Here is a 26,079-nt window from a genome sequence, read left to right as displayed (position 1 = left end):
TTAGCGTTTCGCCTGCCAGATACGTTGCTGATAATCGCGGATCGAGCGGTCGGAGCTGAACATGCCGCAGCGCGCGGTGTTGAGAATTGTCGCGCGGGTCCAGGCCTCCTGGTCGCGATACAGCTCATCTACCCGTTTTTGCGCCGCCACGTAGGCTTCGAAATCGGCCAGCACCAGATACGGGTCGCCGCCCTGCAGCAGGCTGTGCAGCATCTGGTCGAAGGCATGCTTGTCGCCGTTGCTATAGGTGCCGTTCTCCAGCTCCTTAAGCACCGCATCAAGCAGTTTGTCTTTTTTACGCCATTTCAGCGGATCGTAGCCTTTCGCTTTCAGGGCTTTCACTTCTTCTACCGTGTGGCCGAAGATAAAGATGTTCTCTTCACCGACCTGCTCGGCGATTTCCACGTTGGCGCCATCCAGCGTCCCGACGGTCAGCGCGCCATTCAGCGCCAGTTTCATGTTGCCGGTGCCAGAGGCTTCTTTGCCCGCGGTGGAGATCTGCTCGGAGATATCTGCCGCCGGGATCAGTTTTTCCGCAGCCGAAACACAGTAGTCCGGCAGGAAGACCACTTTCAGCTTATCGCCGACTTTCGGGTCGTTGTTGATCGCTTCCGCTACCTTGTTGATGGCGAAAATAATGTTCTTCGCCAGATAGTAGCCCGGCGCCGCTTTCGCGCCGAACAGGAAGACGCGCGGTACGCGATCGGCCTGCGGGTTTTCGCGGATCTCTTTGTACAGCGCAAGGATATGCAGCAGGTTGAGGTGCTGACGCTTGTACTCGTGCAGACGTTTGATCTGAATGTCGAAAATCGCCTGCGGGTTGATCTCAATCCCGGTACGCTGCTTCACAAACTCGGCCAGATGAACTTTGTTGGCCTGCTTAATATCGCGATAGGTCTGACGAAACGCCGCATCGTCAGCGTATTTTTCCAGGTTGATCAGCTGGTCGAGGTCATTGGCCCACTCTTTTTTCAGCGTCTCATCCAGCAGCGTGGCCAGCGCCGGGTTGCACTGCTTGATCCAGCGGCGCGGTGTGATGCCGTTGGTCACGTTATGGAATTTGTTCGGCCACAGCTGGTTATATTCCGGGAACAGATCTTTCACCACCAGGTCCGAGTGCAGCGCCGCTACGCCGTTGACGGCAAAACCGCCCACCACGCACATGTTGGCCATCCGCACCTGCTTGTTATGCACCACCGCCAGTTTCGCCCAGACCTGCTTATCGCCCGGCCAGGTTTTGTCCACCAGCAGTTTAAAGCGGTCGTTAATCTCTTTAATGATCTGCATATGGCGCGGCAGCAGCGCTTTCACCAGCTTCTCATCCCAGCACTCCAGCGCTTCCGGCATCAGGGTATGGTTGGTGTAAGCAAAGGTTTTGCTGGTGATCGCCCAGGCGTCATCCCAGCTCAACTGGTGCTCGTCGATCAGCACGCGCAGCAGCTCCGGGATGGCGATGGTCGGGTGCGTATCGTTCAGCTGGATCACTTCGTAATCCGCCAGCTCGGCCAGCTTGCGGCCTGCCAGATGATGACGACGCAGGATATCGGCCACTGAGCAGGCACACTGGAAGTACTGCTGCATCAGGCGCAGTTTTTTACCGGCCTGATGGTTGTCATTCGGGTACAGCACCTTGGTCAGTTTTTCCGCGTCGATGCCCTGCTGCTCGGCGCGCAGGAAATCGCCGTCGTTGAATTTGGTCAGGTTAAACGGATGAGCGTGTTTGGCCTGCCACAGACGCAGCGGCTGGGCGACGTTGTTGCGATAGCCTAGCACCGGCAGGTCCCAGGCTTCGCCGGTAATGACGAACGCCGGCTGCCACTCGCCGTTTTTACTGACTTTGCCGCCGATACCGACCTGGACATCCAGCGCGTCGTTATGGCGGAACCACGGGTAGCTGCTGCGGCCCCAGTCGTCCGGAGCTTCCTTCTGCTGGCCGTCGTCAAAGGACTGGCGGAACAGACCATACTGGTAATTGAGGCCGTAACCGGTCGCCGACTGCCCCACGGTCGCCATGGAGTCGAGGAAGCAGGCTGCCAGACGGCCCAGGCCGCCGTTACCCAGCGCCGGGTCGGTCTCTTCTTCCAGCAGATCGGTGAGGTTGACGTCATAGCCTTTCAGCGCGTCGCTCACGCCCTCGTACCAGCCCAGGTTGAGCAGGTTGTTGCCGGTCAGGCGGCCAATCAGAAACTCCATCGAGATGTAGTTAACGTGACGCTGTCCTTGCGCTGGTTTTGCCACCGGCTGCGCCGACAGAAGTTCCGCCAGCGCTCCGCTGACGGCGCGCCACCATTGACGCTGCGTCATCTCGGAAGCGGACTGTAAACCAAAACGCTGCCACTGACGCGTCAGTGCAGCCTGAAACTGAGCTTTGTTAAATGAAGTCTGTGACATAATGAGATCCGGGTCCTTTACTAAAACGATGGCGCTAGTGTGCCGACCTCCCGATTCATCGTCCTCATCCCGACGGGGATTAGACAGGGAGGAGTGCCGGGGATGAGCGAAAAGTGTGATCCTGACCACTATAGTGTGGGTGAGAAGGCCAAAATATGCTGTAAAAATCACCGCAGTATGACAGTCGAGATGCCATTTCTGCCGACCAGAAATTTGTTACAGGCCAATACGCGGCAAAAATTTTCCCGCCCTTCGCAGGGTTATTAAAAAAATAAATAGAGACCTCCGGGAAAATAAGCACATTTCATCACATTAACCCGCAAAAAAGATTACTTCTAAGAAATCACTGACAATAATTTAATAAAAACAAACAACTACTTCAGACATAAAATTAATCTCTCCCCGCTCCGCTCACCACCGGCTAAAAACCGCTGATGACGAGTCCTGCCTGCGATTTTTCCCCATTCGCAACCAATGTCGAAATTTGTGACATAGAGCAAATTCAAGAGCATAAACTTCGGACATAACTTGCAATAAATTTCATAATCACCGACCTTATTAGATATTAATTACGAAGCGCAAAAAAAATCGCAACCTCTCTCTTGCACAGCGAAATGTAGAACTATGTTGATTCCGTCCAAATTAAGTCGTCCGGTCCGCCTTGAACACACCGTGGTTCGTGAGCGTTTACTGGCGAAACTTTCCGGCGCGAACAATTATCGTCTCGTGCTGATCACCAGTCCTGCCGGGTACGGTAAAACAACGCTCATTTCTCAGTGGGCCGCAGGTAAAAACGATCTTGGGTGGTTTTCGCTGGACGAAGGCGACAACCAGCAGGAGCGTTTTGCCAGTTATCTGATCGCGGCGATCCAGCAGGCCACCGGCAACCACTGCGCGGCCAGTGAAGCGATGGTGCAAAAGCGCCAGTACGCCAGCCTCTCCTCTCTTTTTGCGCAGCTGTTTATTGAACTCGCCGACTGGCAGCGCCCGCTGTACCTCGTCATTGATGATTACCATCTGATCAATAATCCGGTGATTCATGACGCGATGCGCTTTTTCCTCCGCCATCAGCCGGAGAATATGACCCTCGTAGTCCTGTCGCGGAACCTGCCGCAGCTGGGGATTGCCAACCTGCGCGTCCGCGATCAGCTGCTGGAGATTGGCAGCCAGCAGCTGGCCTTTACCCACCAGGAAGCGAAACAATTTTTCGACTGCCGTCTGACGTCGCCTATCGAAGCCGACGACAGCAGCCGGCTGTGCGACGACGTCGCCGGGTGGGCCACCGCGCTGCAGCTCATCGCCCTCTCCGCCCGCCAGAATAACTCCTCCGCCCAACACTCCGCCCGCCGACTCGCCGGGATTAACGCCAGCCATCTGTCGGATTATCTGGTGGATGAAGTGCTGGATAACGTCGACGCCCGCACGCGCAACTTTTTGCTGAAGAGTTCGCTGCTGCGCTCAATGAACGACGCGTTAATCGTTCGCGTCACCGGCGAAGAGAATGGCCAGATGCAGCTGGAGGAGATCGAACGTCAGGGGCTGTTCCTGCAGCGGATGGATGATTCCGGCGAATGGTTCCGCTATCACCCGCTGTTTGGCAGTTTCCTGCGCCAGCGCTGTCAGTGGGAGCTGGCGGTTGAACTGCCGGAGATCCACCGCGCCGCGGCGGAAAGCTGGATGGCGCAAGGCTTCCCCAGCGAGGCTATCCACCATGCGCTGGCGGCCGGCGATGCCAAAATGCTGCGCGATATCTTGCTCAATCACGCCTGGGGCATGTTTAACCATAGCGAACTGGGCCTGCTGGAGCAGTCGCTGTCGGCGCTGCCCTGGTCAAATCTGCTGGAAAATCCGCGCCTGATCCTGCTGCAGGCCTGGCTGATGCAGAGCCAGCATCGCTACAGCGAAGTCAACACCCTGCTGGCGCGCGCCGAGCAGGAGATGAGCGTCGAAATGGATACCGCGATGCATGGCGATTTCAACGCCCTGCGCGCGCAGGTGGCGATTAACGACGGCGACCAGGACGAGGCGGAACGTCTGTCGATGGTGGCCCTGGAAGAGCTGCCGCTGGCCAACTATTACAGCCGCATCGTCGCCACCTCGGTACATGGCGAAGTCCTCCACTGTAAGGGTAAACTGACCAAATCTCTCGCCGTGATGCAGCAGACCGAACAGATGTCCCGCCGTCACGACGTGTGGCATTACGCCCTGTGGAGCATCATTCAGCAAAGCGAAATTCTGTTCGCCCAGGGCTTCCTGCAGGCCGCCTGGGAGAGCCAGGAGAAAGCCTTCCAGCTGGTACGCGAACAGCATCTTGAGCAGCTGCCGATGCATGAGTTCCTGTTGCGCATCCGCTCTCAGCTGCTGTGGGCATGGGCGCGCCTCGACGAAGCTGAAGCCTGCGCCCGTCAGGGGATGGAGGTCCTCTCAACTTATCAACCACAGCAGCAGCTACAGTGCCTGGCGCTCATGGTGCAATGCTCGCTGGCGCGCGGCGATCTGGATAATGCCCGCAGCCACCTGAACCGACTGGAGAACCTGCTCGGTAATGGTCACTATCACAGCGACTGGGTCTCCAACGCCGACAAGGTGCGGGTGATCTACTGGCAGATGACCGGCGATAAAACCGCGGCGGCCAACTGGCTGCGCCAGACGCCGAAGCCGGAATTCGCCAATAACCACTTCCTGCAGAGCCAATGGCGCAATATTGCCCGCGCGCAGATCCTGCTGGGCGATTTCGAACCCGCGGAAATGGTGCTGGAAGAGCTGAACGAAAATGCGCGTTCGCTGCGTTTGATGAGCGATCTCAACCGCAACCTGCTGCTGCTCAACCAGCTGTACTGGCAGGCAGGACGCAAGAGCGAAGCGCAGAAAGCCCTGCTGGAAGCCCTGACGCTCGCCAACCGCACCGGCTTTATCAACCACTTTGTGATTGAGGGCGAGGCGATGGCCCAGCAGCTGCGCCAGCTGATCCAGCTGAACACCCTGCCGGAGCTGGAGCAACACCGCGCCCAGCGTATTCTGCGCGACATTAACCAACATCATCGCCACAAATTCGCCCACTTTGACGAAGGGTTCGTCGAGCGGCTGCTGAATCACCCGGAGGTGCCGGAGCTTATCCGCACCAGCCCGCTGACCCAGCGCGAATGGCAGGTGCTTGGCTTAATCTATTCCGGCTACAGCAACGAGCAGATTGCCGGCGAGCTTGACGTGGCGGCCACCACCATCAAGACCCACATTCGCAATCTGTATCAGAAACTGGGCGTCGCCCACCGTCAGGACGCGGTGCAGCATGCCCAGCAGTTGCTTAAGATGATGGGATACGGCGTCTGACGACGCCGTTGCCGTTTAGCACAGCTCGAGCTGGAGGTTGTTATCGGTAATGACCTTCAGCACGCCCGCCGGGGGCAGCACGTCGGTATAGACCGCATCGACCATGCTGATGCTTCCCATGTTGACCATCGCGTTACGGCCAAACTTAGTATGGTCCACCACCAGCATCACGTGGCGTGAATTCTCAATGATCGCGCGCTTGGTGCGCACTTCATGATAATCAAACTCCAGCAGCGAGCCATCGCTGTCGACGCCGCTGATGCCGAGAATGCCGAAGTCGAGACGGAACTGCGAGATAAAATCGAGGGTAGCTTCTCCGATGATCCCGCCGTCGCGGCTGCGCAGTTCGCCGCCGGCAAGAATAATGCGGAAGTCCTCTTTCACCATCAGCGTGTTGGCGACGTTAAGGTTATTGGTCACAATCCGCAGATCGTTGTGATCGAGCAGGGCGTGCGCCACCGCTTCCGGCGTGGTGCCGATATCGATAAACAGCGTCGCCCCGTCCGGGATCTCGCTGGCCACCCGCCGGGCGATACGCTCTTTCTCCGCCGTCTGGGTCGCTTTGCGATCGTGCCAGGAGGTGTTCACCGAGCTGGAGGGCAGCGCCGCGCCGCCGTGGTGGCGGAGGATCATTTTCTGTTCGGCTAAATCGTTCAGGTCGCGGCGGATGGTCTGCGGGCTGACCGCAAACTGCTCAACCAGCTCTTCCGTGCTGACGTAACCCTGTTTTTTTACCAGCTCGATAATGGCGTCATGACGTTGTGTTTGTTTCATGAAATATCCCTGGAAAAATGTCGCCTACCCGACCCCTGTCGGTAAGTCTTTATGCGCGTTTTCGCCCATGCAAGGTATCGACAAACGCCATCGCCAGACCGGTCGCCAGACCAGCCACGTGCGCGCCGTTGGCGATCGCCATGCCGAAAACATCAAACCAGCCAGCAATTAACCACACTAAAGAGAAGAGTATTAACCCGCGCTGCAGATAAATACCGCTCTGCGGATCGCGCTCGCCCCGCAGCCAGACATAGCCCATCAGCGCGTAGACCACGCCCGACAGGCCGCCAAACCACGGGCCGCTAAACTGGTGCTGCACAAAGCCGCTCAGTAGGGCGCTGATGACGGTGATCACCACCAGCTTGCCGCTGCCGATGCGCTTTTCCACCGCGCCGCCGAGATACCACCACCATAGCAGGTTGAAGAGAATATGCATCAGCGAGAAATGCATGAAAGCATGGCTGAAATAGCGCCAGGCTTCGAACTGCAGCGAAGGATCGTAGGGCCAGGCCAGCCAAATCATCACCGGCTGATCGCCCACCAGATTTTGCAGGATGAACACCGCGATGCAGATTAGCAGAATCGCCCAGGTGAACGGGCCGGCGTTATGCCGCAGCGTGGCAAAGAAAGGAAAGCGCTGATAGCGCAACCCGCTATTGGTCTGTCCGGACTGCCAGCTCGCCGCCAGATAGCGCGGGTCCGCCGGGTTTTCGAGAAAACGCGCCAGCTCAGCCCTGACGCGCCCGGCCTGGCTCTCATCAGCCAACCAGACGTCGCTCTGGGTGTGCTGCTGGATAGTCAGGATAATCCCCTGCGTCGCCATATAATCGACAAACGCCTGGGCCACGCGCGGGTTGGCAAAAGAGGTAATCATTAACATGCAGCGAATCGCTTATTCCACACAAAGGGAGATAGTATACCTGCCAGTCGTTAAAACGTCCCGTGCGCCACTTCCGCCGGGAAATGGCGATGCCAGGCGTCGAACCCGCCGTCAACGCTGTAGACCTTATCAAACCCCTGCTGCAGCAGATATTGCGCGGCGCCCTTGCTGCTGTTGCCGTGATAGCACATCACCATCACCGCCGTGTCAAAGTCGTGGTCACGCATAAACGCGCCCAGCGTATCGTTGGTCAGATGAAACGCGCCCGGCGTATGGCCCATCGCATAGCTTTGCGGATCGCGGATATCGACCAAAACCGCCGTCTGCTGATGCAGTTTCTGGTGCGCTTCTTCAACGTTGATACATTCAAACTGTTCCATGGTTCTCTTCTCTTACTCGTCATGACGGGCGATGGCCGGCCCAATTTTACCCTGTAGTGTACCGTCAGGCGGTAAAGAAACGCCAATATGTTACACCCATCACTCCAAAATGTTTTTTTGATGTTACCAAAAGCGCGTTTGTTTGCTATAGTGAGCGATATCGAGCATTTGTGAGCTTAAACGAAAGTGTGAGAGGGTAAGAACGTGGAAACCAAAGATCTGATTGTGATAGGCGGAGGCATCAACGGTGCCGGTATCGCGGCAGATGCCGCCGGGCGTGGTTTATCCGTACTGATGCTGGAAGCGCGCGATCTCGCCTGCGCCACCTCCAGCGCCAGTTCCAAACTGATCCACGGCGGGCTACGCTACCTCGAACACTATGAGTTCCGCCTGGTCAGCGAAGCGCTGGCCGAACGCGAAGTGCTGTTAAAAATGGCCCCGCATATCGCCTTCCCGATGCGCTTTCGTCTCCCGCATCGCCCGCATCTGCGTCCGGCATGGATGATCCGTATCGGCTTGTTTATGTACGATCATCTGGGCAAACGCACCAGCCTGCCGGGATCCACCGGCTTGCGTTTTGGCGCAGAATCGGTACTTAAGCCGGAAATTGTGCGCGGTTTCGAATATTCCGACTGCTGGGTCGACGATGCCCGCCTGGTGCTGGCCAACGCGCAGATGGTCGTCCGCAAAGGCGGCGAAGTACGCACCCGCACTCGCGCCATCTCGGCAAAACGAGAGAATGGCCTGTGGGTGGTGGAAGCGGAAGATATTGATAGCGGCGAGAAGTTTACCTGGAAGGCGCGCGGTCTGGTCAATGCCACCGGTCCATGGGTCAAACAGTTCTTCGACGAAGGGATGCATCTGCGCTCGCCTTACGGTATCCGCCTGATTAAGGGCAGCCACATCGTGGTGCCGCGGGTACATACCCAGAAGCAGGCCTACATTCTGCAAAACGAAGATAAACGTATTGTGTTTGTTATCCCGTGGATGGATGAGTTCTCGATCATCGGCACGACGGACGTCGAGTATAAGGGCGATCCGAAAGCGGTGGCCATTGATGATAAAGAGATTAACTACCTGCTGAACGTCTATAACGCGCACTTTAAAAAGACCCTCAGCCGGGACGATATCGTCTGGACCTACTCCGGCGTCCGTCCGCTGTGCGACGACGAGTCGGATTCGCCGCAGGCGATCACCCGCGACTACACGCTGGATATTCACGATGAGAACGGCCAGGCGCCGCTGCTCTCTGTCTTCGGCGGGAAGCTGACCACCTATCGCAAACTGGCAGAGCACGCGCTGGAAAAACTGACCCCCTATTACAAAGGGATCGGCCCGGCATGGACCAAAACCGCGGTGCTCCCCGGCGGCGATATTGGCGGCGACCGCGACGACTACGCGGCAAAACTGCGCCGTCGCTTCCCGTTCATCAGCGAATCACTGGCCCGCCATTATGCCCGCACCTACGGGAGCAACAGCGAGTGGATCCTGAAGGAAGCCAGCGCCCTGAGCGATCTGGGAGAAGATTTTGGCCATGAGTTTTATGAAGCCGAGCTGAAGTATCTGGTTGAGCATGAATGGGTGCGCAGCCTGGATGACGCTATCTGGCGCCGTACCAAACAGGGCATGTGGCTGAATGGCGAGCAGCAGGCGCGCATCAGCGAATGGCTGGCGCAGCATGCGGGAAAGTCTGAGCTGTCGTTAGCGTCGTAACGCTGCCCGGCGGAAACGCCTGAGGCCAGGTTCAACCGCAATAATGAAACAACGGGGCCAAATGGCCCCGTTGTGTTGCGTTGACTGGCTTACAGCCTTACCGGGTCGATATGCCAGATATATTTCGCGTACTCCTGGATCGTCCGGTCGGAAGAGAAGTAGCCCATGTTGGCAATATTCAGCATCGCCTTATAGGCCCACTCTTCCGGATGTTGATACAGCTCGTCGACGCGATCCTGGCAGTCCACATAGCTGCGATAGTCCGCCAGCACCTGGTAGTGGTCGCCAAAGTTAATCAGCGAATCCAGCAGGTCGCGGTAGCGCCCCGGTTCTGACGGGCTGAAAACGCCGGTACCGATCTGCGTCAGCGCCTGGTGAAGCTCTTCATCCTGTTCGTAGTATTCGCGTGGTTTATAGCCGCTGCGACGCAGCTCCTCCACCTCTTCCGCGGTGTTACCAAAGATAAAGATATTCTCTTCGCCCACGTGCTCCTGCATCTCCACGTTCGCCCCGTCGAGGGTGCCGATAGTCAGCGCGCCGTTAAGGGCAAACTTCATATTACTGGTGCCGGAAGCTTCCGTGCCTGCGAGGGAGATCTGTTCCGACAGGTCTGCTGCCGGAATGATCAGCTGCGCCAGGCTGACGCTGTAGTTGGGGATAAAGACCACCTTCAGCTTGTCGCCAATCTGCGGATCGTTATTGATTACCGCTGCCACATCGTTGATCAGGTGAATAATATGCTTGGCCATGTAGTAGGCTGAAGCCGCCTTACCGGCGAAAATATTCACCCGCGGCACCCACTCGGCCTGCGGATCGGCTTTGATCCGGTTATAGCGGGTAATAACGTGCAGCACATTCATCAGCTGGCGTTTGTACTCGTGAATGCGTTTGATCTGCACATCAAACAGCGCCTTCGGATTCACCACCACATTGAGCTGCTGCGCAATATAGCTGGCCAGCCGCTGTTTGTTTTCCAGTTTAGCCTGACGCACCGCCTGGTTGACCGTCGGATAGTCGATATGCTGCTTCAGCTCGTCAAGCTGGCTCAGATCGGTCCGCCAGGTGCGGCCGATATGCTCATCCAGCACTTTCGACAGCGGCGGGTTGGCCAGCGCCAGCCAGCGGCGCGGCGTGACGCCGTTGGTCACGTTGGTAAAGCGCATCGGGAAAATTTTAGCGAATTCGGCAAACAGCGACTCCACCATCAACCGGGAATGGAGCTCCGACACCCCGTTGACTTTGTGGCTGACCACCACCGCCAGCCAGGCCATCCGCACGCGACGGCCGTTGGACTCGTCAATGATCGAGGTACGGCTGAGCAGCGCGGTATCGTTGGGATACTGCTCCTGCAGAGTCTTGAGAAAGTAGTCGTTAATCTCAAAGATAATCTGCAGATGGCGCGGGAGAATTTTACCCAGCATATCCACCGGCCAGGTCTCGAGCGCTTCGCTCATCAGGGTATGGTTGGTATAGGAGAAGACCTGGCAGGTCACCTCGAACGCCTCGTCCCAGCTGAATTTATGCTCATCGATAAGCAGGCGCATCAGCTCCGGTATCGATAGCACCGGGTGGGTATCATTCAGGTGAATGGCAATTTTGTCCGCCAGGTTGTCATAGGTCTTATGCAACATGTAATGGCGGCTCAGGATATCCTGCACCGTGGCCGAGACGAGGAAATACTCCTGGCGCAGGCGCAGCTCGCGGCCGGAGTAGGTTGAGTCGTCCGGATAGAGCACGCGGGAGACGTTTTCGGAGTGGTTCTTATCCTCTACCGCGGCGAAATAGTCACCCTGGTTGAACTTACCGAGGTTTATTTCGCTACTGGCCTGTGCGCTCCATAGACGCAGCGTGTTGGTGGCGTCAGTGTCAAAGCCGGGGATAATCTGGTCGTAGGCTTCAGCGATGATCTCTTCCGTCTCAATCCAACGGGTTTTCTTCCCCTCCTGCTGAATGCGGCCGCCGAAGCGCACTTTATAGCGGGTATTGTGGCGCTCAAACTCCCACGGGTTACCGTACTCCAGCCAATAGTCAGGGGACTCTTTTTGCCGGCCATCGACGATATTCTGTTTAAACATCCCGTAGTCGTAGCGGATCCCATAGCCGCGTCCCGGCAGGCCTAGCGCCGCCAGGGAGTCAAGGAAGCAGGCCGCCAGGCGGCCCAGACCGCCGTTGCCAAGCCCGGGGTCGTTCTCTTCATCGATCAGCTCTTCGAGATCGAGCCCCATCTCCGCCAGCGCGCTGCTCACATCGTCATAGATGCCGAGCGACAGCAGGGCATTCGAGAGGGTACGGCCGATCAGGAACTCCATCGACAGATAGTATACCTGGCGCACTTCCTGCGAGAGCTGCGCGCGGTTGGAGCGCAACCAGCGCTCCACCATGCGATCGCGAACGGCAAACAGCGTGGCGTTAAGCCATTCATGCTTGTTGGCGATGGCCGGATCTTTACCGATGATAAACATCAGCTTATAGGCAATAGAATGCTTTAACGCCTCAACGCTCAGCGTCGGTGATGCATAGCTAAAGGGTACATTCATAACAATGACTCCAGTGGTTACATCAAGCGTTGATAAAGTTCGCGATAGGAGTTCGCGGCAACCTGCCAGCTAAAATCCATATTCATCGCCTGACGCTGCACATAGCGCCAGAGCGATGGGCGCGACCAGAGGACAAAGGCGCGACGAATAGCGCGCAGCAGTGACAGCGCATTGCTGTCCTCAAAGACAAAACCTGTCGCCAGACCATCGGCAAGGTTCTCCAGCGAACTGTCTGAGACCGTGTCCGCCAGACCGCCGGTGCGGCGCACCAGCGGCAGCGTACCGTACTTAAGACCGTACAGCTGGGTCAGGCCGCAGGGTTCAAAGCGGCTCGGGACCAGAATGACGTCGGCGCCCCCCATAATGCGGTGGGAGAAGGCCTCATGGTAGCCAATCTGCACGCCCACTTTGCCTGGATGTTCGGCGGCGGCGGCGAGGAACCCTTCCTGCAGCACCGGATCGCCGGCGCCCAGCAGCGCCAGCTGGCCGCCCTGCTCAAGCAGGCCCGGCAGCGCTTCGAGCACCAGATCCAGCCCTTTCTGGCTGGTGAGACGGCTGACGACAGCAAACAGCGGCGCTTTATCATCGACCTTCAGGCCCATGGCGATCTGCAGCTGACGCTTGTTCTCCGCCTTCTCCTCCAGCGTGTCGCGATCGTAGCGCATCGGCAGCAGGAGGTCGTTTTGCGGGCTCCAGATACCGTCGTCAACGCCGTTGAGAATTCCCGACAGCCGTCCTTCATGATGGCGCTGACGCAGCAGCCCCTCCATGCCGTAGGCGTACTGCGGCTCGGTGATCTCGCGCGCGTAGGTCGGGCTCACCGCCGTAATATGATCGGCGTAGTAAAGACCGGCCTTCAGAAACGAGATCTGGCCGTTAAACTCGAGGCCATGCATGTTGTAAAACGACCACGGCAGTTCGATATCATTCATATGCCAGGAGTAAAACATCCCCTGGTACGCCAGGTTATGCACGGTAAAGACCGATTTAGCCGGGCGGCCGCGCGCCGCCAGGTAGGCCGGCGTCAGGCCGGCGTGCCAGTCGTGGGCATGGACCACATCCGGACGCCAGAATGGATCCAGTCCGCTGGCCATTTCGCTTCCCACCCAGCCCAGCAGCGCGAAGCGCAGAACGTTGTCGGTATAAGCGTGCTGGTTGGTATCGTGGTAAGGGCTCCCCGGCCGGTCATAGAGATGCGGGGCGTCTATCAGATAGATCCCCACGCCGTTAAAGTGGCCGTACAGCAGCGTGATCCGCCCGGCGAACGTATCCCGGCGGGTCACCACCTGGGCATCCACCACGCCGCGGCGGATATCAGGAAACGCCGGCAACAGCACGCGCGTATCGATACCCTCCGCGATTTGCGCCGCCGGCAGCGCGCCGATGACGTCCGCCAGACCGCCCGTCTTTAACAGCGGGAACATCTCAGAACATACATGTAAGACCTGCATTAGCGCTCCTGTTTGTGCCCCAATTTCCGCAGCATGTCGCGGGTCACCAGCACGATACCTTCCTCTGAGCGATAGAAGCGGCGTGCATCCTCTTCCGCGTTCTCACCAATCACCATACCTTCCGGGATGACGCAGGCGCGGTCAATCACGCAGCGACGCAGGCGGCATGAGCGCCCCACCCAGACATCTGGCAACAAGACTGCCGAATCAATGTTACAGAATGAGTTCACCCGCACGCGCGGGAACAGCACCGACTGCACCACCACCGACCCTGAGATAATGCACCCCCCGGAAACCAGCGAGTTCAGGGTCATGCCGTGGCTACCGGAGCGGTCCTGCACGAACTTCGCCGGCGGCAGCGATTCCATATGGGTACGGATCGGCCAGTTCTGGTCGTACATATCCAGCTCCGGCGTGACTGACGCCAGATCGAGGTTGGCCTTCCAGTAGGCTTCCAGCGTCCCCACGTCGCGCCAGTACGGCTCGGCGTTCGGGTCGGACTGCACGCAGGAGAGCGGGAAAGGATGTGCATAAGCCATGCCAGCTTCAGTGATCTTCGGAATGATGTCTTTGCCGAAATCATGGCTGGAGTTCTCGTTGCGATCGTCTTCTTCCAGCAGCTCATAAAGATAGGCGGCATCAAAGACATAAATGCCCATGCTGGCCAGCGATTTGGTCGGGTCGGTCGGCATCGCCGGCGGGTTGGCGGGTTTCTCGACAAACTCAATGATCTTTTCGTTTTCGTCGACCGCCATGACGCCGAAGGCAGATGCCTCTTCAATGGGCACCGGCATGCAGGCCACGGTGCAACGCGCCCCTTTTTCGACATGGTCGATCAGCATGCGCGAGTAGTCCTGCTTGTAAATATGGTCGCCCGCGAGGATCACCACGTACTCGGCCTTGTAGCGGCTGATGATATCCAGGTTCTGCGTCACCGCATCCGCCGTGCCGCGATACCAGTTTTCGCCGTGTACGCGCTGTTGAGCCGGCAGCAGATCGACAAACTCGTTCATCTCTTCGCTGAAGAAAGACCAGCCGCGCTGGATGTGCTGCACCAGCGTATGCGACTGATACTGGGTAATAACGCCGATGCGGCGGATCCCTGAGTTAATGCAGTTAGATAATGCGAAATCGATAATACGGAACTTGCCGCCGAAGTGAACGGCAGGTTTCGCACGCTTAATGGTGAGATCCTTAAGCCGGGTGCCACGGCCGCCCGCGAGGATCAACGCCACGGATTTGATGGGTAATTGACGCGCCAGCATCAGCGGATCGTTTTTTTCAAGCCTAACCATGATTAACTCCTTTTTACACCCCCGCTTTCCTGCTCATCCCGCCGCGCCGCCGCCACGGGTTTACCGGAAGCTTCAGGGCTTACGACCTTTGAAATACGCACACTCCGTGCGCGGGCCCATGCCAGACAGCCATGATGACCGGATTATCCTCTCCGGCGAATGGAGGAACGGCGCGCCATTCCCCCTCGGGTAAAACCATATCGACCACCTCTGCGGTGGCGTTCAGCGTGAGCAGCCAGCGATCCGACAACTGGATTTGCATACACGCTGCACCCTGCTGCCACTCCCCGGCAGTCAGCGGCTGGGCATTGCGATTAAGCCAGCGGACGCTGCCATCCCCCTCCTGCCACCAGCGGTTGCGGGTGAGCGCCGGAATGCGCCGGCGCAGGTGGATCAGCGCCGCGGTAAAGGCGGTTAATCCCGGGTTCGCCTGGCGCCAGTCCAGCCACGTCAGGGCATTGTCCTGGCAGTAAGCATTATTGTTGCCGTGCTGGCTGTGGCCTTGCTCATCGCCCGCCAGCAGCATCGGCGTCCCCTGAGCCAGCAGCAGCGTCGTCAGCAGCGCATGCACGCTGGCGCGTCGCCGTTCAATCACCGCAAAATTAGCTTCTAATCCTTCTATACCATGATTGTTGCTGTAGTTATTGTTAGTCCCATCGCGATTCTCCTCCCCGTTTGCCTCATTGTGTTTCTGATTGAAACAAACGCAGTCGCGCAGCGTGAAGCCATCGTGGGCCGTCACCAGGTTGACCGTCGCCGATGGCGGCTTGCCATCACGGGCAAAGAGATCGCTGGAGGCCGCGAAGCGTTGCGCGAAATCCCCCAGGGAGACGTTTTGCTGCAGCCAGAAGCGGCGGGCGCTATCGCGAAAATGGTCGTTCCACTCGGCGAACAGCGGGGGAAAATTGCCCACCTGGTAGCCCCCCGGGCCGATATCCCAGGGTTCGGCGATCAGTTTCACCTGCGACAGCACGCTGTCGTGGCGGATAGCCTCGAACAGTGGCGCATCCTGGCGGAATTCCGGTGTCCGCCCCATCACTGAGGCGAGATCGAAGCGAAAACCGTCGACATGGCACTCATCCACCCAGAAGCGCAAACACTGGCGCGCCAGTTCCACTACCCCCGGGTGGCTGAGATTGAGCGTATTCCCGCACCCGGTCCAGTTGTGATAATCACCATCTTCCCTTACCCAATAATAGCTACGGTTGTCGATTCCGCGCAGGGAGACGGTGGGACCTTCAAGATCGATTTCCGCGCTATGGTTGAGCACGATATCCAGTATCACTTCGATACCGGCGGCGTGCAGCGCCTTAACCGCATCGCGAAACTCATCCAGGGCGCGCGTCGGGTCGCTGGCATAGCGCGGATCCAGCGCGAACCATGCCAGCGGGTTGTAGCCCCAGTAGTTGCTCAACCCCATCCGCTGCAGTCGCGGCTCGCTGGCGAACTGCGCCACCGGCAACAGCTCAAGGGCGCTAATGCCCAGCGATTTGAAGTAAGCGATCATTACCGGGTGGCCCAGCGCCTTATAAGTTCCGCGAATGGCTTCCGGCAGCTGCGGATTAAGCAGGGTGAGCCCTTTCACGTGCGCTTCATAAATCACCGTTTCCCCCCACGGGGTACGCGGCGGTTGATCGCCCAGCCAGTCGTAATGCAGATCCACGACCTGCGATTTTGGCGCTATCGCGGCGCTGTCGCGATGATCCGGCTGCCACATTCCGCCGTGCAGGCGTTCGTCGTCCGGCAGCTCGCCTTCCACCCGGTGCGCGCAGGGATCGAGCAGCAGCTTGGCCGGGTTAAAGCGGTGTCCCTGCGCCGGATCCCAGGGACCATGCACCCGGTAGCCGTAACGCAGGCCCGGCCCGACGGCAGCCAGCCAGCCGTGCCAGATGTCGCCGCTGCGCGCCGGGAGATCGAAGCGTTGCTCGTTGCCCTGCTCGTCGAACACGCACAGCTCCACCCGCTCCGCGTGGGCGGAGAAGAGGGCGAAGTTCACCCCTTTGCCGTCATAGCTGGCGCCCAACGGCGCAGGTTTGCCTGCCGCGAGGTTGGTCATTGCGCCTCCCGGACCAGCCAGATCGTCGCCAGCGGCGGCAGGGTCAGGGACAGCGAATGTTCGCGACCGTGGCTGGGGATAGCATCGCTTTCCACCACGCCGCCGTTGCCCTGGTTGCTGCCGTGATAGTGCATTGAGTCGGTATTCAACGCCTCGCGCCAGCGGCCCGGCTGGTTGATGCCGAAGCGGTAGTCATGGCGCGGTACCGGCGTGAAGTTGCTGGCGACGATAATCTCGTTCCCGGCCCGGTCGCGGCGCACAAAGACAAACACCGAGCGCTCATGGTCGTCGACCACCAGCCATTCGAAGCCGTACGGGTCGAAATCCAGCTCGTGCAGCGCCTTATGGTGGCGATAGGTATGGTTCAGGTCGCGCACCAGCCGCTGAACGCCGTGGTGCCAGTTGTCGCCGCCCTCCAGCAAGTGCCAGTCGAGGCTGGTGTCATGGTTCCACTCGCGGCCCTGAGCGAACTCATTGCCCATAAACAGCAGCTTTTTCCCCGGGAAGGCGAACAGCCAGCCGTAGTAGGCGCGCAGGTTAGCGAACTTCTGCCAGGCATCCCCCGGCATGCGGTCGAGAATCGATTTTTTGCCGTGCACCACTTCATCGTGGGAGAGCGGCAGCACAAAGTTCTCGGTGTAGTTGTAGAGCATGCCGAAGGTCATTTTGTCGTGATGGTAGCGGCGATGCACCGGATCGAGCTTCATGTAATCCAGGGTGTCATGCATCCAGCCGAGGTTCCATTTGAACCAGAAACCGAGGCCGCCGCCGGCTGGCGGACGGGTTACCCCGGCGAAATCGGTGGACTCTTCCGCCATGGTGACCGCGCCCGGCGTCTGTTCGCCAAGGATGCGGTTGGTGTTGCGCAGAAACTCAATGGCTTCCAGATTTTCCCGGCCGCCGTATTCGTTAGGGATCCACTCCCCCACCTTGCGGCTGTAGTCGCGATAGATCATCGAGGCCACCGCGTCGACGCGCAGCGCATCGATGCCGAAGCGTTCGATCCAGTACAGCGCGTTACCCACCAGGTAGTTGCTGACTTCCCGACGTCCGTAGTTGTAGATCAGGGTATTCCAGTCCTGGTGATATCCCTCGCGCGGATCGCTGTGCTCATACAGCGAAGTGCCGTCAAACGAGGCAAGGGCAAAATCATCCGCCGGAAAGTGGCCGGGCACCCAGTCAAGAATGACGTTCAGCCCGGCGGCGTGCGCGGCGTTGATAAAGTAACGGAAATCGTCACGAGTGCCGAAACGGCGGGTCGGTGCATAGAGGCCGGTAGGTTGATAGCCCCAGCTGCCGTCGAACGGGTGTTCGTTAACCGGCAGCAGCTCGAGATGGGTGAAGCCCATCCATTTCGCGTAGGGGACCAGCTGGTCGGCCAGCTCGCGGTAGCTCAGCCAGAAATTATTGTCGGTATGGCGGCGCCAGGAGCCGAGATGCACTTCATAGATAGAGATCGGGGCATCAAACTGGTTCGCCGCTCTGCGGTCCGCCGGCTGTTCCACTTTGGGCGGCAAGTCGCAGATAAGCGAGGCGCTTTCCGGACGCATTTGCGACTCAAAGGCATAAGGATCGGCTTTGACCCGCAGGTGGCCGTGGGCGTCAATCAGTTCGAATTTATACAGCTGGCCATTGTGCGCGCCGGGAACGAACAGCTCCCAGATCCCGGACTCTTTGCGGAATCGCATCGGGTGGCGTCGGCCGTCCCAGTAGTTAAACTGCCCCACCACCGAGACGCGGCGGGCGTTCGGCGCCCACACCGAGAAACGGGTGCCGGTAACGCCGTCCATGGTGGCGGCATGCGCGCCCAGCGTTTCGTAAGGGCGCAGGTGGGTCCCTTCCGACAGCAGCCAGACGTCAAGATCCTGCAGCAGCGGACCAAAGCGATAAGGGTCATCAATCAGATTCTGCTGTCCGTGCCAGGTGACGGCCAGCTGATAGCGAAAGGCGTTTTTACGCCGCGGCAGAACGCCGCTGAAAAAACCACGCGAGTCGAGGCATTCGAGCTTGCCGACTTTGCGTCCGGTTTTTGGTTCAATAACCCACACATCGGTGGCATCGGGTAATAATGCGCGCACTTCCAGCCCGGCGTCGGTACGGTGCATGCCGAGCACGGAAAAAGGGTCCGCGAAATGACCGGCGATTAGCGCATTAATCACGTCTCTATCGATATGATTAGACATGCTTTCATCCTGTTGTAAGTGTCGCTCATTCCTGTAACTGGCGACTTTTTTGACCTGAACGGCGCAGCGCTTTTTGCATCCTTCTGCTCCGTCCCACCTTCAGGTAAGGAATTCCTTACTTAAAGCATAGCCAAGGCTGAGTTACCTCCGTGGGGAAAAATCTAACATCCGCGTTTACTCCTTGTATTACGCAAAAAAAAAGGGGGCTCGAAGACCCCCTTTCTGTTCATCCTGCGCTTACGCCAGCTGGCGAAGCATCCGGCGCAGCGGCTCGGCGGCGCCCCACAGCAGCTGGTCGCCAACGGTAAAGGCCGACAGGTATTCCGGTCCCATATTCAGTTTACGCAGGCGTCCGACCGGGGTGGTCAGGGTGCCAGTCACCGCGGCTGGGGTCAGCTCGCGCATGGTAATGTCGCGATCGTTCGGTACCACTTTGGCCCACGGGTTGTGCGCGGCCAGTAGCTCCTCAACGGTCGGGATAGAGACATCTTTTTTCAGCTTGATGGTGAACGCCTGGCTGTGGCAGCGCAGCGCGCCAACGCGGACGCACAGGCCGTCTACAGGGATAACGGACGAGGTGGCGAGGATCTTGTTGGTCTCCGCCTGGCCTTTCCACTCTTCGCGGCTCTGGCCGTTATCCAGTTGTTTGTCGATCCACGGGATCAGGCTGCCCGCCAGCGGAACGCCGAAGTTATCCACCGGCAGCTCGCCGCTGCGGGTCAGTGACGTCACTTTGCGCTCGATATCCAGAATGGCGGAAGCCGGGTCCGCCAGCTCTGTCGCGACGTGGTTGTGCAGCTGGCCCATCTGGCTCAGCAGTTCGCGCATATGACGCGCGCCGCCGCCGGAAGCCGCCTGGTATGTCGCCACGCTGACCCACTCCACCAGCTCCTGGGCAAACAGGCCGCCGAGGGACATCAGCATCAGGCTGACGGTACAGTTGCCGCCGACAAAGGTTTTTACGCCGTTGTTCAGGCCGGCGGTGATCACGTCCTGGTTAACCGGGTCGAGGATAATGATCGCATCGTCCTTCATGCGCAGCGAAGAGGCCGCGTCAATCCAGTAACCCTGCCAGCCGCTTTCGCGCAGCTTCGGGTAAATCTCGTTGGTGTAATCGCCGCCCTGGCACGTGACAATAATGTCCAGTGCCTTCAGCGCGTCCAGATCGAACGCATCCTGAAGCGTGCCACCGGTGCTACCGCCGAATGACGGCGCTGGCTGTCCCAGCTGGGAGGTAGAGAAGAACACCGGGCGAATGGCGTCGAAATCGCGCTCTTCAACCATGCGTTGCATGAGAACAGAGCCGACCATTCCGCGCCAGCCGATAAAACCAACATTTTTCATAACGTATTCCTGCGAGGTGTGTGCTGTTTGTGCCTGGCCAGTTTCCAACTGGAATATCCCTCACCTTACAAAATGCAGCTAAAGTCGCAAGTGAAATTAATCAATGATTGCTGAACAATCAGAAAAGCAACTTATCCTGCGCATTGTCCACCGTCGCTGGTAGTCGTCAAAAGCGCAATGATTATCGGGGAAATCACCCAGGGAATGGAACATTTTCCGTTGCGATTTTATTGATCCTGATTATGGATTAAGCACGAAATCGGCTGATTTTCCCCTTGCCAAAAAGAAGCAACAAACCCAGGTGCAGCAAGGCTTGCTGAAGGATACGAGCATCGTCGTAGCGCTAATAAGGGCGAGGAGCCGGAAGAGAAAAGAGGCAAAAATCGCGGCTTATTGCCGGGAAGCCAGGGTAAACGGCGTTACCCTGGCTTTTGGCCTCCCGCGAGCGGGTGACGAACAGACTTAGCTCAGCAGCTGGAAGGCAATCATGCCGACAATCGCCCCGGTGGTGCCGAGGATGGTTTCCATCATCGTCCAGGTTTTCAGCGTCTGGGCTTCGGTGGCGCCGGTAAATTTACCGAACAACCAGAAGCCGGCGTCGTTCACGTGGCTCACCACAATCGAGCCGCCGGCGATACAGATAGATAATGCCGCCATCTGCGCGCCGCTGTAGTTCAGCTGCTCAATCACCGGCATCACCAGGCCGACAGCCGTCAGGCACGCCACGGTGGCAGATCCCTGGATGATACGCACCGCCGCCGCCAGCACGAAGCAGGTAATGGCGATCGGCAGCCCCATGCCGGTCAGCGCTTCACCAAGCGCCGGGCCGACGCCGGAGTCAACCAGCACCTGCTTGAAGACGCCGCCAGCCCCGATCACCAGCAGGATAATTCCCGCCGGCTGCAGCGCATGGCCGCAGATCTCCATTACCCGGTCTTTCGCCATCCCCTGACGTACCGCCAGGCCGTAGATCGCCACCAGGCAGGCCACCAGGATCGCGGTGAACGGGTGACCGATAAATTCGAACCATTCGTAAGCGGTAGACCCCACCGGCACAAAGCGCGCGGCGATGGTTTTCAGGCCTACCAGCACCAGCGGTAGCAGGATCAGCGACAGGCTGAAGCCGAAGGAGGGCATTTTGCCTTCGCCGAGATGCGGCTCGGTCACGTCGTCAGGAATATGCAGCTCAACGTAGCGGCTGATGAAGTTGCCCCACAGCGGCCCGGCGATAATCATCCCCGGAATTGCCGCGCACAGGCCAATCAGGATCATCCAGCCAAAGTCGGCGTGCATTTGCGACGCCAGCAGCATCGGCGCCGGTCCCGGCAGCAGGAACGCTGCGGCGGCGGCCACCCCGGCAAACAGCGGGATCACCAGCTTCACGAGGTTAGTGCCGGTATGGCGCGCCATCGAGAAGGCGACGCTGATCAGTAGTACGATCGCCACTTCGAAAAACAGCGGCAGCGCGCAGATGAGGCCGGCGAGACCAATCGCATAGTGCGCGCGATTGTGGCCGAAGGATTTGAGCATCTTGACGGCAATCTGATCGACCGCCCCCGTTTCATGCAGGATCTTACCGAACATCGCGCCCAGCGCGACGACGATCGCCAGGAAGCCCAGCGTACCGCCCATCCCCTTCTCCATCGTCGCCGCGATTTTATCCAGCGGCATGCCGGAGAAGAGACCTGCACCAATAGAAACCACCATCAAAGCCACGAAGGCGTGCATCCGCGCCTTCATGACTAAAAACAGCAGCAGCAATACCGAGCCGACAGCTGTTAAAACAAGCGTTAAAGTACTCACTAGTGACTGCCTTTGTTGATCACCTCAATGGTGCTGGCCACCACGCCTTCCAGCGGCTGGTCGATATCGACGATAAGCACATCGCTCTCGTCGGCGCCTGGTTCCTGCAGCGTTTCAAACTGCGTCACCAACATTTGGGTTTTGAAGAAGTGCCCTTTACGCGCCTTCAGACGGTTTTCGATCACCTCGAAGTCGCCTTTCAGGTAGATGAAGGAGAGGTTCGGGTTGCCCTTGCGCAGAATGTCGCGATAGCTCTTCTTCAGCGCCGAGCAGACGATCAGCGACACCTTATTGGTACGCTGCATGGCAAACGCGGCGTCATTTAACGCCTGCAGCCACGGGGTACGGTCGTCATCGTTGAGCGGCTCACCGGAAGCCATCTTGGTGATATTGCTGCGCGGATGCAGAAAGTCGCCGTCGAGAAACGCGGCATGCAGCTGATGCGCCACTTCGCTGGCGACAGCGGATTTTCCGCTGCCGGAAACGCCCATCAGAACGTAGACGTGGTGATCATGATTAGTCGTGCTCAAAGCATCCTCCCACCGGACAGGTACGCCGCGCCGTGGCTGACTCATTGAGCGCGAAGGCGGCATATCGGTTAATTGTTACGGGTAACTGTTATCGGTAACATTGTCATGCCGGACCTGTGGAGAAGCAATATCCATTCGTGCCAGATGTGAATATGTGTGATCTACTTCAAACTTGTCAGTTTAAATTGATCCGCCCGGTGACAATGTGAAACCTAAATCTAACATCTTAGGGGTAATCGCTTCGCCACGAATGCGCGCCAGCAGACGTTCGGCGCCGATGCGCCCCATCCGCTCACGCGGAGTCAGGACGCTGGCCAGCCGCGGCTCCATCACCTGGCCGATATCGTGGCCGTGGAAACCGGCAATTGCCATATCATCGGGGATCTTCAGCCCCAGGCGCTGGCACTCAAAGGCCGCGCCGACCGCGAGGTCATCGTTGGTGCAAAAGATGCCGTCAAGCTGCGGGTATTCGCGACGCGCCTGGCGCATCAGCTCAATCCCGGATGAATAGGACGAGGACTGCTCCACCATCACGCTGTAGGGCGTCATACCGGCGTCGCGCATCGCCTGCTCGTACCCCTTCTGTTTGATGATAGTACGTTCATCAAGACGCGCCCCCAGATAGGCGACGTGGCGGTGGCCGCGGGCGATGATCGCCGCGGTCATCTGCCGGGCAGCGTCAAAGTTATCAAACCCGACCGCAATATCGAGGCATGGCGACCGGCTGTCCATCAGCTCCACCACCGGAATGCCGGCGACTTCAATCATCTTCAGGGTGCGGGGCGTATGGGTGCGTTCGGTGAGGATCAGGCCGTCAATGTTCCAGGAGAGCATTGATTCGAGGCGTTTCTCTTCCATTTCCGGCTTGTAGCCGTAGTGCGCCAGCATGGTTTGATAGCCGAAGGCGTCGGTGACGCTTTCAATACCGCGCAGCACTTCCGAGAACACCTGGTTGGTTAACGATGGCAGCAGCACGCCAATCGCGCGGCTGGTGGCGTTGGAGAGAATGTCAGGGGCGCGATTGGGAATATAACCCAGTTCATCGAGGGCAACGGCAATCTTGCCACGCAGCGCTTCGGAGACCTGCTCCGGGTTGCGTAAATAGCGACTGACCGTCATTTTGGTCACGCCGACAAGATCGGCTACATCCTGAAGTACGGGTCTTTTCTTTTTCATCGTCCTGACTGTGATCAACGGGGAAACATTTTCTCAGTTTATCACGGACAAAGCGCAACCTTCCCTCATGTTAGGGAAGGTTGCGCAATTTATTTATACCCATCATAGTTCAAGTTGCATGCGCGTTGGCTTTCCTCGCTCACCCCAGTCACTTACTTATGTAAGCTCCTGGGGATTCGCTGCGTCGCCGCCTTCCTGCAACTCGCATTATTTTGGGTATAGACTACCTCAGATAACTATCAAACCGGCGGCAGATCGAACAGCAGGATTTCGCTATCGCTGTCGGCATGAACCGAAATCGCCTGCTCATCCCAGATGGCCAGACCATCGCTGGTGGTAGCTTTGGTACCGTTGATGGTCACTTCGCCTTTGACGACCTGGATCCAGACGCGGCGTTCCGCAGCAATCTGGTGAACCGACTGCTCATCTTTCAGCAGCGCCCAGCGATACAGTTCCATATCCTGGTACACCTTCAGCGAGCCATCTCGCGCATCCGGCGACAGCACCAGCTGTTTGCCCTGGGCGGCGTCGAAGCGGCGCTGCTCATAGCGCGGGGTAATGCCGGTTTCTTCCGGAATAATCCAGATCTGGTACAGACGCAGACGATCGGTTTTGCTCGGATTGTACTCAGAGTGACGCACCCCGGTACCCGCGCTCATGATCTGAAACTCGCCCGCCGGCACCTGCTCTTTGTTGCCCATGCTGTCCTGGTGCTCCACCGCCCCTTCCAGCACATAGGTCAGGATCTCCATGTCTTTGTGCGGGTGGGTACCGAAGCCCTGACCGGCGTCGATGACGTCATCGTTAATCACCCGCAGGGCGGAGAAGCCCATAAAGTTCGGGTCGTAATAGTTGGCGAAAGAGAAAGTATGCCAGGAATCCAGCCAGCCATGGTTAGCATGGCCACGTTCGTTCGCTTTGCGTAAGTAGATCATGTTGCACCCCCATATGTTTTCGATGGAGTCAGTGTGGACCCATTTCGCCAACGATCATAGAGGGTGAAAATTGACTCCTCTGTTCAAAAAATATGAACAAGCGCAGAGGAGCCGATTGGGCTTATTTCACCAGAGTAATAGTGGCCGGTGATGGCTGCTCAAAGCCGCGCTGCAGGATCTCCATATTGGTAAGAACGTCAGATTCCTTGACGTAATTTGGCTGGCCATTGACGAGGGTATCGTACAGCGCGTCGTATACCCGGCCATAGTCGCCGCTCTCCAGCGGGACCGCTTCGCGCACCGTCTCCCCCGCGTCGTTGACATACACCAGCTCGCCGACGCTGTCATCCGCGCCAAAGCCCGGCTCGCCCGGCATGATATTGGCTTTCAGGCTGGTTTCCTGCTGGTCGATACCATATTTCACAAACGAGCCTTTATGGCCGTGGACGATGAATTTCGGGTAGTCGATCTGCACCAGATGGCTGGTCTTAACGATAGCCTTCAGATCGCCGTAGAACAGCTGGGCCTCAAAGGTATCGTCCGGGTTAGCTTTGTTGCGCAGCGAGCGCAGATCGTAAGCAACATGGTCCGGGCGGCCGAACAGCGAAATAATCTGGTCCAGGGTATGTACGCCAAGGCCATAGAACTCGCCGTTTTGCGGACCGCCAGGGTTGGTCTCCGCCAGCGGGCGGTAGTTGTCAAAATGGCTTTCGATCTCCACCAGTTCGCCAAGCTTGCCGCTCTCAATCACCTTCTTGGTGGTCAGGAAGCAGGAATCGAAGCGGCGGTTCTGGTAGGGCGTCACCGTCAGGCCTTTGCTGTTCGCCAGCGCAAACAGGGTTTTGGCTTCCTCCAGCGTCGGGGTGAACGGCTTTTCCACCAGCACATTTTTCCCCGCCTCCAGCGCCTTTTTCGCATATTCAAAATGGCTGTCGGCATGGGTGCAGACCACCACCAGCCTGACCTGCGGGTCGTTTAATACTTCATCGAGATCGCTGGTGAAATGGATGTGGGAATACTGCGGCGCCTGCTCTTCGGGCTTCGCCCGACGGCGGTAGATGTGCGCCACCTGCCAGCGGTCCTGGCGGTGTAATACGTAAGGAAGATGGTAGCGGGTGGTGCTTTTGCCGAAGCCAATAAATGCGCAGTGCAGAGTCATAACGCTGTCCTTAGTGAATGAACTACCTTCAACCATAGCGCAAGCCGGGACATGACTTCATCCTCTCAGTCCGTTTTCCGTGAAGATTCGTCAAAAAAATAGGTAGCGCACTACTTATACGTAATTATTAATAACTAATTGA

17 protein-coding genes and 1 pseudogene are annotated in these 26,079 nt (G+C 58.1%); 3 read left to right on the top strand and 15 right to left on the bottom strand.

All coding sequences use genetic code 11. The annotated features are described in order from the left end of the window. Complete coding sequence (gene malP, locus ACLEXF_RS22850) at positions 1–2,391, bottom strand: maltodextrin phosphorylase (RefSeq protein WP_004202140.1); 2,391 nt, start codon at positions 2,389–2,391, stop codon at positions 1–3. A 624-nt stretch (positions 2,392–3,015) separates the two neighbouring features. Here malP and malT point away from each other — a divergent pair. Then, a complete protein-coding gene (gene malT / locus ACLEXF_RS22845; protein ID WP_407259566.1) occupies positions 3,016–5,721 on the top strand; it encodes an HTH-type transcriptional regulator MalT in 2,706 nt (901 codons plus the stop codon). Positions 5,722–5,736: 15 nt separating this feature from the next. Here the strand turns inward: malT and ACLEXF_RS22840 are convergent, their stop codons facing one another. The 3 genes from ACLEXF_RS22840 to glpE are packed head-to-tail and all read right to left on the bottom strand — an operon-like array spanning position 5,737 to position 7,755. Then, positions 5,737–6,495 carry a DeoR/GlpR family transcriptional regulator gene (locus tag ACLEXF_RS22840; protein ID WP_002920548.1) on the bottom strand — a complete coding sequence of 253 codons (759 nt, stop codon included), beginning with the start codon at positions 6,493–6,495 and terminating at the stop codon, positions 5,737–5,739. Between the two features lie 49 nt (positions 6,496–6,544). Next, on the bottom strand, positions 6,545–7,375 hold the full coding sequence (gene glpG, locus ACLEXF_RS22835) for a rhomboid family intramembrane serine protease GlpG (protein ID WP_017899968.1): 831 nt from the start codon (positions 7,373–7,375) through the stop codon (positions 6,545–6,547). Between the two features lie 50 nt (positions 7,376–7,425). Continuing rightward, positions 7,426–7,755 (bottom strand): thiosulfate sulfurtransferase GlpE, encoded by a 330-nt coding sequence (gene glpE / locus ACLEXF_RS22830; protein WP_004202138.1) that lies wholly within the window; start codon positions 7,753–7,755, stop codon positions 7,426–7,428. Between the two features lie 204 nt (positions 7,756–7,959). On the opposite strand from glpE, the gene glpD reads away from it, so the two are divergent. Further along, positions 7,960–9,468 (top strand): glycerol-3-phosphate dehydrogenase, encoded by a 1,509-nt coding sequence (gene glpD, locus ACLEXF_RS22825; protein ID WP_004202136.1) that lies wholly within the window; start codon positions 7,960–7,962, stop codon positions 9,466–9,468. An 89-nt stretch (positions 9,469–9,557) separates the two neighbouring features. Here the strand turns inward: glpD and glgP are convergent, their stop codons facing one another. From glgP to asd, 6 genes are all read right to left on the bottom strand, one after another. Then, a complete protein-coding gene (gene glgP, locus ACLEXF_RS22820) occupies positions 9,558–12,005 on the bottom strand; it encodes a glycogen phosphorylase (protein WP_004202135.1) in 2,448 nt (815 codons plus the stop codon). 17 nt (positions 12,006–12,022) lie between these two features. Beyond that, positions 12,023–13,456 (bottom strand): glycogen synthase GlgA, encoded by a 1,434-nt coding sequence (gene glgA / locus ACLEXF_RS22815; RefSeq protein WP_004202133.1) that lies wholly within the window; start codon positions 13,454–13,456, stop codon positions 12,023–12,025. Next, on the bottom strand, positions 13,456–14,751 hold the full coding sequence (gene glgC, locus ACLEXF_RS22810; protein ID WP_002920566.1) for a glucose-1-phosphate adenylyltransferase: 1,296 nt from the start codon (positions 14,749–14,751) through the stop codon (positions 13,456–13,458). Before glgC ends, glgA begins: the two co-directional genes overlap by 1 nt. Before the next feature lie 79 nt (positions 14,752–14,830). Further along, positions 14,831–16,807: a glycogen debranching protein GlgX gene (gene glgX, locus ACLEXF_RS22805; RefSeq protein ID WP_023319259.1), complete on the bottom strand. Its 1,977-nt coding sequence runs from the start codon at positions 16,805–16,807 to the stop codon at positions 14,831–14,833. Next, positions 16,804–18,990, bottom strand: a complete 2,187-nt coding sequence (gene glgB, locus ACLEXF_RS22800; RefSeq protein ID WP_208526984.1) for a 1,4-alpha-glucan branching enzyme — start codon at positions 18,988–18,990, stop codon at positions 16,804–16,806. The genes glgX and glgB overlap by 4 nt, the downstream gene beginning before the upstream one ends. Positions 18,991–19,227: 237 nt before the next feature. After that, complete coding sequence (gene asd, locus ACLEXF_RS22795) at positions 19,228–20,334, bottom strand: aspartate-semialdehyde dehydrogenase (RefSeq protein ID WP_208526985.1); 1,107 nt, start codon at positions 20,332–20,334, stop codon at positions 19,228–19,230. Between the two features lie 103 nt (positions 20,335–20,437). On the opposite strand from asd, the pseudogene ACLEXF_RS22790 reads away from it, so the two are divergent. Continuing rightward, positions 20,438–20,800, top strand: a pseudogene (locus ACLEXF_RS22790) (hypothetical protein). On the opposite strand, the gene gntU reads toward ACLEXF_RS22790, so the two are convergent. From gntU to ACLEXF_RS22765, 5 genes are all read right to left on the bottom strand, one after another. Beyond that, positions 20,797–22,137, bottom strand: a complete 1,341-nt coding sequence (gene gntU, locus ACLEXF_RS22785) for a gluconate transporter (protein ID WP_004202127.1) — start codon at positions 22,135–22,137, stop codon at positions 20,797–20,799. The pseudogene ACLEXF_RS22790 and the gene gntU overlap by 4 nt on opposite strands. Beyond that, entirely contained in the window at positions 22,137–22,667 is a 531-nt protein-coding gene (gntK, locus tag ACLEXF_RS22780) for a gluconokinase (RefSeq protein ID WP_004202126.1), read from the bottom strand. The genes gntU and gntK overlap by 1 nt, the downstream gene beginning before the upstream one ends. A gap of 180 nt (positions 22,668–22,847) precedes the next feature. Then, positions 22,848–23,843, bottom strand: a complete 996-nt coding sequence (gene gntR / locus ACLEXF_RS22775) for a gluconate operon transcriptional repressor GntR (protein WP_208526986.1) — start codon at positions 23,841–23,843, stop codon at positions 22,848–22,850. Positions 23,844–24,082: 239 nt separating this feature from the next. Continuing rightward, complete coding sequence (locus tag ACLEXF_RS22770) at positions 24,083–24,778, bottom strand: pirin family protein (RefSeq protein WP_002920779.1); 696 nt, start codon at positions 24,776–24,778, stop codon at positions 24,083–24,085. A gap of 121 nt (positions 24,779–24,899) precedes the next feature. Then, positions 24,900–25,937 (bottom strand): oxidoreductase, encoded by a 1,038-nt coding sequence (locus ACLEXF_RS22765; protein ID WP_049004487.1) that lies wholly within the window; start codon positions 25,935–25,937, stop codon positions 24,900–24,902. Between the last annotated feature and the right edge of the window lie 142 nt (positions 25,938–26,079).

The organism is Klebsiella pneumoniae complex sp. WS1778 (genome assembly GCF_049472055.1).
GTDB classification, from domain to species: domain Bacteria; phylum Pseudomonadota; class Gammaproteobacteria; order Enterobacterales; family Enterobacteriaceae; genus Klebsiella; species Klebsiella quasipneumoniae.
The sequence above is the reverse complement of the archived record's forward strand: the minus strand, read 5'-3'. Positions and strand labels throughout refer to the sequence as shown.